The sequence below is a fragment of the Vibrio sp. 1180_3 genome (assembly GCF_029478545.1).
Taxonomy (GTDB): Bacteria; Pseudomonadota; Gammaproteobacteria; order Enterobacterales; family Vibrionaceae; genus Vibrio; species Vibrio aestuarianus.
On the sequence record NZ_SJFM01000001.1, the window covers coordinates 236,468 to 248,083 of the forward strand.

The following is an 11,616-nucleotide window of genomic DNA, read 5'->3' on the forward strand; positions in this document are numbered from 1 at the left end:
TAGCTTGTGAAGTCAGTGAAAATTAAATTGACCATTTTTGTTAAAATTAAAATCAAAAATGGCACATGAATACGCACTAAAAATAATAAAAATAGAATAGTTAGTCATTTACTGTCTGGATGACAGAGAAGCAAAGGGAGAATTGCAATGGCTCTATATGATCCAAGTTTGGAGAAAGACAACTGTGGATTTGGTTTGATCGCGCATATGGAAGGTCAAACTAGTCATAAATTAGTAAGAACGGCGATTGCAGCATTAGATCGCATGACTCACCGAGGCGGCATCGCAGCCGATGGTAAAACCGGTGATGGCTGTGGCTTATTGCTTCAAAAGCCAGATTCATACCTCAAACTTATCGCCGAAGAAAAAGGGTGGAAGCTCAGTAAGCAATACGCTATCGGCATGATTTTCCTCAGCCAAGACCCAACTAAAGCGCAAGCCGCGCGCGATATTATCAACCAACAATTAGCACAAGAAACGCTCACTGTTACGGGCTGGCGCACTGTGCCAACCAATAAAAGTGTTCTTGGACCTATCGCGGCAGACTCCGTCCCTGATATTCAGCAGGTCTTTATTTCAGCGCCTGCCGGCTGGCGTGAAAGAGATGTTGAACGACGCTTATACATTGCTCGCCGCCGTATTGAAAAGCAGATCACCGATGATCGCGATTTCTATATCTGCTCACTATCAACACAAGTTATTGTTTATAAAGGCTTGTGTATGCCTGCGGATCTACCACGCTTTTATCTCGATCTTGCCGACTTACGCATGGAATCTGCCATTTGCTTGTTCCACCAGCGTTTCTCAACCAATACCCAACCCCGTTGGCCGCTTGCTCAACCGTTCCGCTACTTAGCGCACAATGGTGAAATCAACACTATTGAAGGTAATCGTCAATGGGCAAGAGCCCGTGCTTATAAATTTGCTTCACCGCTATTGCCCGATCTACAAACAGCGGCTCCGTTCGTTAATGAGACAGGTTCGGACTCTTCCAGTCTCGACAATATGCTTGACCTCTTTTTAGCTGGCGGCATGGATATCTTCCGAGCAATGCGCATGTTGGTACCGCCAGCATGGCAAAACCACCCCGATATGGACCCAGATCTTCGTGCTTTCTATGACTTTAACTCAAAACACATGGAACCATGGGATGGTCCAGCTGGCATCGTCTTGTCTGATGGACGTTACGCCGCCTGTAACTTGGATCGCAACGGCCTGCGCCCTGCCCGTTATGTCATAACCAAAGATAAGCTCATTACCCTCGCCTCTGAAGTTGGCATTTGGGATTACGCCCCCGATGAAGTGGCAGAAAAAGGGCGTGTTGGACCTGGTGAACTGTTGGTAATCGATACTCGCCAAGGCAAACTTTGGCAATCCAGTGAAATCGATAATGATCTAAAAAACCGCCACCCTTATGGCGAATGGATGAAAAATAACGTCCATCGATTAACGCCATTTTCTGAACTCAGTGACGATTTGGTGGGCGAACGCAGCTTCGGTAATGACGAGCTAAAAACCTATCAAAAACAGTTTGCGATGAGCAACGAAGAGATCGATCAAGTGCTGCGCGTGCTGGGTGATGTGGGACAAGAAGCCGTAGGTTCGATGGGTGACGATACGCCGATGGCGGTACTTTCATCAAAAGAACGCTTGGTAACCGACTATTTCCGCCAGAAATTTGCACAAGTCACCAACCCACCTATCGATCCACTGCGTGAAAAACATGTGATGTCTCTTGCCACTAGCGTCGGTCAAGAGATGAACGTCTTTTGCGAAACCGATGGCCATGCGTATCGTGTGACGTTTGACTCTCCAGTTTTACTTTATTCAGATATGCAACAACTGCTTAATCTAAGTGATAAACACTATCGACATAGCCGGTTGGATATCAATTACGATCCCAAACAAAAAGATCTCCAACAAGCACTGCTCGATATATGTACACAAGCAGAACAAGAAGTTCGCCAAGGATCAGTACTGATCGTATTGTCAGATAGAGCATTAACCAAAGAGACGCTACCTATTCCAGCAGCCATGGCGGTAGGCGCAGTACAAACTCGCTTAGTAGAAGCGAACCTACGCTGTGATGCCAATATTATCGTTGAAACCGCCACCGCGCGCGATCCTCATCAGTTTGCAGTCCTACTTGGCTTTGGTGCCACAGCCGTTTACCCCTACCTTGCTTACGAAACATTAAGCAAGATGATAGATGACGGTACCTTAGAAAAAAGCTATCGCGAAGTGATGCAAAACTATCGCTACGGTATTGATAAAGGCTTATTGAAGATCATGTCCAAAATGGGCATTTCGACCATCGCCTCTTACCGTTGTTCACAATTATTTGAAGCGGTAGGTTTGCATAGTGACGTCGTCAATTTGTGTTTTAAAGGAGTCACAACTCGCATTCAAGGTGCTAATTTTGATGATTTTCAACAAGATCTTTATAACCTTGCGCGCAAAGCTTGGACCAAACGTAAAACTCTGGAACATGGCGGACTGCTGAAATATGTACACGGTGGTGAGTATCATGCTTACAACCCTGATGTGGTTGGCACATTACAACAAGCCGTAAAATCAGGTGAAACATCTGATTACAAGGCTTTTGCTCAGCAGGTCAACGCTCGCCCAGCGGCAATGTTGCGTGACCTACTCAAGCTAAAAAAATCAGCCACACCTTTAACGCTAGATCAAATCGAGCCGAATACCGAGCTATTTAAACGCTTCGATTCTGCCGCAATGTCCATTGGAGCATTAAGCCCAGAAGCACATGAAGCGCTCGCGACGGCCATGAACCGTTTAGGCGGCTATTCGAACTCTGGCGAAGGTGGTGAAGATCCACGCCGCTTTGGTACCGAGCGAAACTCTCGTATCAAGCAGGTTGCCTCGGGGCGCTTTGGTGTGACACCGCATTACTTAACCAATGCTGATGTATTACAAATTAAAGTTGCCCAAGGTGCAAAACCAGGGGAAGGCGGACAACTTCCCGGCCATAAAGTGACCGCGGAAATTGCCAAGTTGCGTTATTCAGTGCAAGGGGTAACCTTAATTTCCCCACCACCGCACCATGATATCTATTCAATTGAAGATTTAGCGCAGCTTATTTTCGACCTTAAACAGGTAAACCCCAAAGCGCTGATTTCGGTCAAACTCGTTTCAGAACCGGGCGTTGGCACTATTGCAACCGGTGTGGCTAAAGCCTACGCTGACCTTATCACCATTTCAGGTTACGACGGCGGTACAGCAGCAAGTCCACTCACATCAGTTAAATACGCAGGCAGCCCGTGGGAACTTGGTTTGGCCGAAACCCAACAAGCATTAGTCGCTAATGGCTTGCGTCATAAAATTCGTTTACAAGTAGATGGCGGATTAAAGACCGGCCTGGATGTGGTTAAAGGCGCTATTCTCGGTGCAGAAAGCTTTGGGTTTGGTACTGCACCTATGGTCGCAATGGGCTGTAAATTCTTACGCATTTGCCATTTAAATAACTGCGCAACGGGTGTCGCAACACAAGATGAAACGCTGCGTAAAGAGTATTTCAAAGGCCTACCTGAAATGGTGATGAACTATTTCATCGGCCTTGCTGATGAAGTGCGCGAATACCTAGCAGAGTTGGGCGTTGAAAAGCTCACCGACTTGATTGGCCGTACAGACTTACTGGAAGTCGTCGCTGGGATGACTGCAAAACAAAGCAAGCTTGATCTATCTGGCTTGTTAGAAGCACCGGTATCTCAACAGCATCATCCGCTATATTGGACTGAACCAAACACACCGTTTGATAAAGCTCAACTTAACCAACAGATCGTTGACGATGCGCTAAGCGCCGTCGAATCTCAACAATCGCTCAACCTGTATTACAACGTGCGAAATACGGACCGCTCTATTGGTGCACGCTTATCGGGTGAAATCGCTAAGCGCTATGGGAACCAAGGCGTGGCAGCCTCACCGATTAAAATTCACCTTGACGGTACCGCAGGCCAATCTTTCGGGGTATGGAATGCTGGTGGTGTTGAATTATATCTAACTGGTGATGCAAACGACTATGTCGGTAAAGGCATGGCTGGGGGTAAGTTAGTGATCAAACCACACCTTGGCACAACCTTTAATTGCCATGAAGCCACTATTGTCGGCAATACTTGTTTATATGGCGCAACTGGTGGAAAACTGTTTGCAGCAGGTAAAGCTGGCGAACGTTTTGGCGTGCGTAATTCAGGTACCATCACCGTCATCGAAGGTGCTGGTGATAACGCTTGTGAGTACATGACTGGCGGTATTGTTGCCATTCTTGGGGCAACAGGAGTGAACTTTGGCGCAGGCATGACTGGTGGGTTTGCGTACGTGATGGATGAAAATGGGGATTTCCAAGGTCGTGTTAACGGTGAATCTGTCGAGGCCGTTTCATTGCAAGATTTATACATCCACCAAGAGCATTTACGTGGTTTAATCGCTGAGCATTTGGAAGAAACAGGTTCAGTTCATGCCGAACATATTCTCGCAAACTTTGATGAATGGATACCAAAGTTCTATCTCGTTAAACCACAAGCTGCCGATCTCAGCACACTACTAGGCCATCAAAGCCGTAGTGCCGCAGAGCTGCGCGTTCAAGCACAATAATTGGAAGGAGCCAGATTTATGAGCCAGAACGTATACCAATTTATTGATGTGAGTCGAGTTGACCCGGCAAAGAAGCCGATCACTATTCGTAAAATTGAGTTTGTCGAGATCTACGAACCATTCACTAAGCAGCAAGCAACCGCCCAAGCTGACCGCTGTTTAGATTGTGGTAACCCGTACTGTGAGTGGAAATGCCCAGTACATAACTATATTCCACAGTGGTTAAAACTCGCCAATGAAGGGCGAATTATTGAAGCGGCAGAGCTTTCTCATCAAACCAACAGCTTGCCAGAAGTGTGTGGCCGAGTATGCCCTCAAGATCGTTTATGTGAAGGTTCTTGTACACTCAACAATGACTTTGGCGCAGTAACGATTGGTAATATTGAAAAATACATTACCGATAAAGCCTTTGAAATGGGCTGGAAACCTGACATGTCAAATGTCGAGTGGACAGATAAAAAAGTCGCGATTATTGGTGCAGGACCAGCCGGTTTGGCAGCGGCGGATGTTTTAGTGCGCAATGGAGTCAAACCCGTTGTGTTCGATCGATATCCAGAGATCGGCGGCTTGCTCACCTTCGGTATTCCATCTTTTAAATTGGAAAAAGGCGTAATGGAAAATCGCCGTCGCATCTTTAGTGAAATGGGCGTTGAATTCCAACTCAATGTTGAAGTAGGCAAAGATATTGAGCTGCAAAGCTTAGTTGATGATTACGACGCGGTATTTCTTGGCGTTGGCACTTATCAAAATATGCGCGCAGGCCTTGCCAACGAAGAAGCCGAAGGCGTTTACGATGCTCTCCCCTTTTTAGTGTCTAATACATATAAAGTGATGGGACTGGAATCCGAGCAACCTTTCATTGATATGGCCCATAAAAAAGTCGTCGTTTTAGGCGGTGGTGATACGGCTATGGACTGTGTTCGAACCTCAATTCGCCAAAATGCGGATCAAGTCATTTGTGCTTATCGCCGAGATGAAGAGAACATGCCAGGCTCTCGCCGTGAAGTAAAAAATGCGAAAGAAGAAGGCGTTGAATTTATGTTCAACCTTCAACCGCTGGGCATTGAAACCAATGCCACTGGTCAAGTGACCGGGGTAAAAGTGGTTAAAACAGCTTTAGGAGCAGCTGATGAAGCAGGACGTTGTCGCCCAGAACCAGTAGCAGGTAGTGAACACGTACTCGCTGCCGATGCGGTAATCATGGCTTTTGGCTTCCAACCTCATGCTATGCCTTGGCTTGAACCATTTGGTGTTGATCTTGATCAGTGGGGAAGAATTAAAGCGCCTTCAGTGCAGTCCTTCCAATACCAAACTAGCAATGAAAAAATCTTCGCTGGTGGTGATGCGGTTCGCGGCTCTGATTTAGTCGTCACCGCCATTGATGAAGGCCGTAAAGCTGCTGAAGGAATACTTGATTACTTAGAGCTTTAAGTCTTAACTACTAAAAACCCAATACAAAAAAGCACAATCAACAATTATACCGTTTCAAGTAAATAAAGGATTCACACAAAAGTGAATCCTTTTGCTTAACCTATAAAATAAATACCATAGGGAAAAAGATGCGTTTACTATTTAGTCTATTACTGTTTTCAACATTAACAGCATGCAGTCAAGGAGTTACCACCATGACCGACCGCACAGCAACACCTTGCGGCGATAAACCCAATTGTGTATCCACTCAAGATGATCGCAATGCTTTCTCGGTTTCGCCCTTCATCCTCAAAGCTGGCGTTTCTTTAGATCAAATTGAAGCTGTTGCCCTTTCTATTCCACGTTCTAAAACCGCAAGCAAAGAAGATAACTATCTACGCATTGAATATACTAGCCGTATAATGCGCTTTGTTGATGATCTTGAATTAAAAATTGATAAGCGACGATTAATCGTTCGTTCTGAATCACGCATTGGCTATTCGGATATGGGCGTTAACCGCAAGCGAGTTGAACTACTCAGAGAAAACTTAACCAAAGCCGGACTACTCGAATAAAAAGTACCTTATCGCTCTAGTGGAAAGTTTCATGTTAAACTTCAGCCAATTTTTATTATTAACCGAATAAGAGAATCCTCATGAAAATCGGCATCATTGGCGCGATGGAACAAGAAGTCGCGATTTTAAAAAACGCAATTAACAATGTGCAACAAGTAAGTAAAGCTGGTTGCACTTACTTTATCGGTCAAATCCATGGGGTGGATGTCGTACTTCTTCAATCTGGAATTGGTAAAGTAGCGGCAGCTATTGGCACAACGATTTTACTTGAAGAATACCAACCAGATGTTGTGATTAATACCGGCTCTGCGGGTGGCTTTGATGCGAGCTTAACAATGGGTGATGTGGTTATTTCTAGCGAAGTTCGCCACCACGATGCAGATGTCACCGCTTTTGGCTATGAGATGGGCCAAATGGCTGGGCAACCTGCCGCTTTTAAAGCCGATGAAACGCTGATGAACATTGCTGAAAAAGCACTGACCCAAATGGAAGATAAACACGCGGTGCGTGGTCTTATTTGTACCGGAGATGCTTTTGTCTGTACTGCTGAACGCCAAGCCTTTATCCGCCAACATTTCCCAAGTGTCATCGCGGTCGAAATGGAAGCATCAGCGGTCGCTCAAACCTGTCATCAGTTCAATGTTCCTTTTGTCGTCGTTCGCGCGATTTCAGACGTAGCAGATAAAGCATCGCCAATGTCATTTGATGAGTTCTTGCCACTTGCAGCGCAAAGCTCCTCTGAAATGGTGATCAAAATGGTTGAGCTTCTTAAGTAAGCCAAGCGACGATCATCATGGAAGAGATGTTGAAGCCGTTTTATGCCAATGGTTCGCTCCTCGTTATGTGGGGAGCGATTGTATTTCATCTCATTTTGCCCATCCCTCGTAACGCGCACCCAGTAACTTTATGGCACAAATTTGCTGAAATACTCGCCGATAAAGTCAATACCAATAACAGTTACTCGCAAAGTGTAATCTCCGGTACGCTAGCCTTGCTGCTGATGTGCTTGCCAGCACTGGCCATTCTGATTGCCCTCAAACCTCTGGTTTGGCAACCTCAACTTTTTGATTTAGCCATTCTTCTGTTGGCTTTTGATTGGCGCAGCCAAGAACAACTTGCGAACCAACTGATTAACGCTTTAGCCAAAGAAGATAAAAAACTAGCACGACGCTTACTCGCACCTTTTGTTAATAGAACGACAGAAAGTTTATCACCGCTAGGATTAGGAAAAGCGGGGGCAGAGACGATCATCATGGGCTATGGCCGCAATGTTATCGGTGTTCTATTTTGGTATGCATGCTTAGGCGCAACTGGAGCATTAATGTATCGCCTAGTGGCTGAACTCGCGAGAGCATGGTCGCCTTCTCGCCAAAGGTTTCACCCATTTGGTTTACCGGTAATACGCTTGCTCGCTATGCTAGATTTCATTCCTTTGCGCTTATTTAGTGTGTTGATCGTCATCGGTGATAAAGCATTGACCACGTTTACGGCCATGATACAGCAAAGTAAAGTCTGGCCTTTGCCGGGTCCAGGATGGCTATTAACCGCCGTCGGCAACAAATTAGAATTGTCACTTGGTGGGCCAGCCATTTACGGTGAGAAAAAAGCTATCCGAGTTAAAATTGGGGGGCGCGTCGCACCTGCTGCTATTCATTTATCTCAATTACAAAAACTGCTCGCGTGGCGAATTTTTGCTTGGCTGGTGCTAGAAAGCGCTCTACTCCTCATGATTAATCAAGGGCTATAAATTGCGCATATTGACCTTCCTTTGTCTTCTATTCGCTGGGATTATCAACCCAGTTCAAGCTCAAGTAGAACGCATTATCAGCTTAGCACCTCACGCGACAGAGCTAGCTTTTGCCGCTGGCCTTGGTGATAAACTGGTTGCTGTTAGTGAATACAGCGACTATCCACCTCAAGCGAAAAAATTAGAAAAAGTAGCAAATTATCAAGGTATTAATCTAGAACGCATTCTAAAACTACAACCAGATTTAGTGATCGTTTGGCCTTCTGGCAACCCCGCTAAAGAGATAGCAAAACTGAAACAGCTAGGGCTAACCATTTACTCAACAGAAACCAAAACCTTAGAAGATATCGCCACTAATATCGAGCAACTCAGTCAATACGCCGATAATCCACAAATAGGGAAAAATGCGGCGCACAACTTTCGACAATCCTTAGCGATATTCAAACAACGCTACCATACTGGTTCTAAAGTTCGTTATTTTTATCAACTCAGTGAAAAACCGATCATCACACTGGCGCAAGACAGCTGGCCTAGCGAAGTCTTTCGTTTCTGCGGTGGTGAGAATATTTTTGCCGATAGTCCATCGCCCTATCCTCAAGTGGGCATTGAACAAGTATTACTCGCTAACCCCGACGCTATATTTACTTCTGAACATGCGATCAAAAACGGTCATATGTGGTCAAAATGGCAGCAACAATTATTCGCCGTTCAACATGACTTTGTTTGGTCTTTAACTTCAGATTGGTTAAATCGGCCAACTCCTCGCACATTGAATGCAATTGAAGAAGTATGTGATCACTTCGCACACATCCGGCAAAAACGCTAGCACTAACACGCTAAAATCTCGTACAATTCGAGCCCAAATTCTGTTCCATTAACTATAAAGAGAACCTAGTAAAATGGACTCCGTGTTGCTCTACTTGATTGATTTATTTGGTACGGCTATCTTTGCCATTTCAGGTGTATTACTTGCTGGCCGACTAAAAATGGATCCCTTTGGTGTCGTTGTATTAGCCAGTGTTACCGCCATTGGTGGCGGCACTATCCGTGATATGGCGCTCGGGGCTACTCCCGTTTTTTGGATAAAAGACACCACTTACCTTTGGGTTATTTTTATCACCTGCGTACTCACCATGTTGTTAGTTCGTCGACCTAAGCGAGTTGCTTGGTGGATATTACCTGTCTGTGATGCTATTGGTTTGGCGGTCTTTGTTGGGATCGGTGTAGAAAAAGCAATGCTTTATCAAGATTCAGCCATCGTTGCTGTCATCATGGGAGTCATTACTGGTTGTGGTGGTGGCATTATTCGCGATGTATTAGCTCGCGAAATCCCGATGGTATTACGCAGTGAAGTATACGCCACAGCATGCATTATTGGCGGCCTATTTCATACAACTGCACTGGCGATGGGCTATGATAATTCAAGCGCTTTTATCGCTGGAGTATTTTCAACGCTCATCATTCGATTAGGTGCAATTCGTTGGCATTTGTCACTGCCCACATTTGCGCTTAATAAGTAACCTCAGCTCGAAATAATAGTGTAGAGTAGGCTCACCTATTCCCAATGCTCTTTAATTATGCTGCTTGAAGGTATCGAAACCTTGCTTATGTTAAGCAAAGAAAAAACCATGAGCCGAACCGGCAGTTTGCTCTATATTAGCCAATCTGCGGTGAGTAAGCGTATTGCTAATTTAGAAAAGAGGCTTGGGAAGAAACTTATTGAGCCTGATGGGCGGCAGATAAAACTGACCACCGACGCACTGGCTCTAGTTGAGAGTATTGGTCCAAGCTTCAATGAGTTATGTGGTTTAATCTTCGATCAGCAAGCACTGACTGATGATACCTTAATCAAACTCGACTGTTCAGAAACCTTGGTCGCTGGTTACCTAAATGTGGCAATGGGCCGCTATCTACAGCAAGATAAATTCATAACTATCACGACCAACCACACACCGAGAATTGTGCAACATGTTCAATCAGGAAAAGCAACACTTGGGTTCTGTGCAGGTTACTTACCAGCTAATCATGGATTAATGGCTTTCCACCTAGCCGATGAGCCCTTTTATATCGTCAGCCAAACGCCACTAACGAGCTTACCAACACAATTAGTCACTAATGATTTGTCAAACCCTGCAAATACTTATCAGCTTGATATACTAGCCAAATTGTCAATCACGCCCTTGATGGAAATGGACTCATACACGGCTTCAGCACAATTAGCATTAGGGGGAATGACGCCAGCACTAGTCCCCTTATCCGTAATTAAAACACTCAATATCAAGCCACAATATTGTTTTGATTTCGACCAATTACAGGCGCTTGTCCGCCCCATCCATATTTGTTTGCGTAGCAGTAGTTATCGCTCACCAAGGATTAAAAAATTGATTGAAACCATTGCGGATGCTGTTGCCAAAGAAGTTTCGCTGCCATCAGCATTGACATAACAATAACCAACGGACGAATCCATTTCTGCCCTTTTGTGACAACCACTTTAGCTCCCATTCTCGCACCGATAAAACCACCGACAGCCATCACTAAACCAATTTCCCAAATAGGTAATCCCGCAATCAAGAAGAATAGTAACGCCGCGATGTTAGAGGTGAAGTTTAGTACCTTAGTTCTTGCCGTCGCTTCAACTAATGAAAAGTGACCAAGCACAACAAAACAAACCGTGAAAATAGAACCGGTACCGGGGCCAAAAAAACCATCATAAAAGCCTACACCACCACCGATAAAAAAAGCAAAAAGCCCTTCTGACAGCCGGGGATTACCCTGAACCGCTTTCGTTTGTGGAGCCAACAAAAAATACAGCGAAATGCTAATAAGAAGAATAGGAATTAAACTGGTTAGTAAACTAGCATCAATATGCTGAACCAACTCTGCACCACAAGCTGAACCAATAAAAGTGCAAGCTATTGCAAGTTTCATCTCTTTCAGGCTTACCATGCCATTACGCACAAAATACCAAGTTGCTGAAAAACTACCAAAGGAGCTTTGTAGTTTATTGGTTGCAAGAGCTTGAGCTGGAGGCACACCCGCCGCCAATAAAGCAGGTAGCGTTAATAACCCACCACCTCCCGCCATTGCATCAATGAAACCAGCAGCGCTGGCAACCAAAAAAAGCAGTCCTAAAACCTCAATTGAAATATCCATTTAATCCTTAATCGCTGCGTTATTTTGCTCACGCTAACACTGAACAATCGTTGCTAAAAGAGAAACTCACGCCTTCAATTCATTCCAAATATTCATCAATTAAATTAATACTCACAATGT

At 44.9% G+C, this 11,616-nt stretch carries 9 protein-coding genes; 8 read left to right on the forward strand and 1 reads right to left on the reverse strand.

The genetic code is table 11. The annotated features are described in order from the left end of the window. The first annotated feature begins 147 nt into the window (after positions 1-147). The 8 genes from gltB to EYW48_RS01100 all read left to right on the forward strand — a co-directional run bounded on the left by gltB (position 148) and on the right by EYW48_RS01100 (position 10,787). Positions 148-4,611, forward strand: coding sequence for a glutamate synthase large subunit (gene gltB / locus EYW48_RS01065; protein WP_171979515.1), 4,464 nt, complete (start codon positions 148-150; stop codon positions 4,609-4,611). 18 nt (positions 4,612-4,629) lie between these two features. Then, positions 4,630-6,042, forward strand: a complete 1,413-nt coding sequence (locus EYW48_RS01070) for an FAD-dependent oxidoreductase (protein ID WP_053310799.1) — start codon at positions 4,630-4,632, stop codon at positions 6,040-6,042. Between the two features lie 128 nt (positions 6,043-6,170). Further along, positions 6,171-6,596 (forward strand): DUF1499 domain-containing protein, encoded by a 426-nt coding sequence (locus EYW48_RS01075; protein WP_080996360.1) that lies wholly within the window; start codon positions 6,171-6,173, stop codon positions 6,594-6,596. Between the two features lie 80 nt (positions 6,597-6,676). After that, the gene (gene mtnN, locus EYW48_RS01080; RefSeq protein WP_176312796.1) at positions 6,677-7,372 is read left to right on the forward strand and encodes a 5'-methylthioadenosine/S-adenosylhomocysteine nucleosidase; all 696 of its coding nucleotides are present in this window, start codon (positions 6,677-6,679) and stop codon (positions 7,370-7,372) included. A 17-nt stretch (positions 7,373-7,389) separates the two neighbouring features. Beyond that, a complete protein-coding gene (locus EYW48_RS01085; protein WP_053310796.1) occupies positions 7,390-8,343 on the forward strand; it encodes a cobalamin biosynthesis family protein in 954 nt (317 codons plus the stop codon). Between the two features lie 7 nt (positions 8,344-8,350). Further along, positions 8,351-9,169 (forward strand): vitamin B12 ABC transporter substrate-binding protein BtuF, encoded by an 819-nt coding sequence (btuF, locus tag EYW48_RS01090; RefSeq protein WP_274671654.1) that lies wholly within the window; start codon positions 8,351-8,353, stop codon positions 9,167-9,169. 73 nt (positions 9,170-9,242) lie between these two features. Then, positions 9,243-9,863: a TRIC cation channel family protein gene (locus tag EYW48_RS01095; RefSeq protein WP_277431771.1), complete on the forward strand. Its 621-nt coding sequence runs from the start codon at positions 9,243-9,245 to the stop codon at positions 9,861-9,863. A gap of 57 nt (positions 9,864-9,920) precedes the next feature. Further along, complete coding sequence (locus EYW48_RS01100) at positions 9,921-10,787, forward strand: LysR family transcriptional regulator (RefSeq protein WP_168521105.1); 867 nt, start codon at positions 9,921-9,923, stop codon at positions 10,785-10,787. Here the strand turns inward: EYW48_RS01100 and EYW48_RS01105 are convergent. Continuing rightward, on the reverse strand, positions 10,717-11,496 hold the full coding sequence (locus EYW48_RS01105) for a TSUP family transporter (protein ID WP_171979519.1): 780 nt from the start codon (positions 11,494-11,496) through the stop codon (positions 10,717-10,719). The genes EYW48_RS01100 and EYW48_RS01105 overlap by 71 nt on opposite strands. Positions 11,497-11,616: the final 120 nt, after the last annotated feature.

Bases quoted from the DNA above. Each gene is read 5' to 3' on its own strand.
- EYW48_RS01070 (WP_053310799.1), top strand. From the start codon at position 4,630: ATGAGCCAGAACGTATACCAATTTATTGATGTGAGTCGAGTTGACCCG.
- EYW48_RS01075 (WP_080996360.1), top strand. From the start codon at position 6,171: ATGCGTTTACTATTTAGTCTATTACTGTTTTCAACATTAACAGCATGC.
- EYW48_RS01105 (WP_171979519.1), bottom strand. From the start codon at position 11,496: ATGGATATTTCAATTGAGGTTTTAGGACTGCTTTTTTTGGTTGCCAGC.
- EYW48_RS01100 (WP_168521105.1), top strand. From the start codon at position 9,921: ATGCTGCTTGAAGGTATCGAAACCTTGCTTATGTTAAGCAAAGAAAAA.
- EYW48_RS01095 (WP_277431771.1), top strand. From the start codon at position 9,243: ATGGACTCCGTGTTGCTCTACTTGATTGATTTATTTGGTACGGCTATC.
- gltB (WP_171979515.1), top strand. From the start codon at position 148: ATGGCTCTATATGATCCAAGTTTGGAGAAAGACAACTGTGGATTTGGT.
- mtnN (WP_176312796.1), top strand. From the start codon at position 6,677: ATGAAAATCGGCATCATTGGCGCGATGGAACAAGAAGTCGCGATTTTA.
- EYW48_RS01085 (WP_053310796.1), top strand. From the start codon at position 7,390: ATGGAAGAGATGTTGAAGCCGTTTTATGCCAATGGTTCGCTCCTCGTT.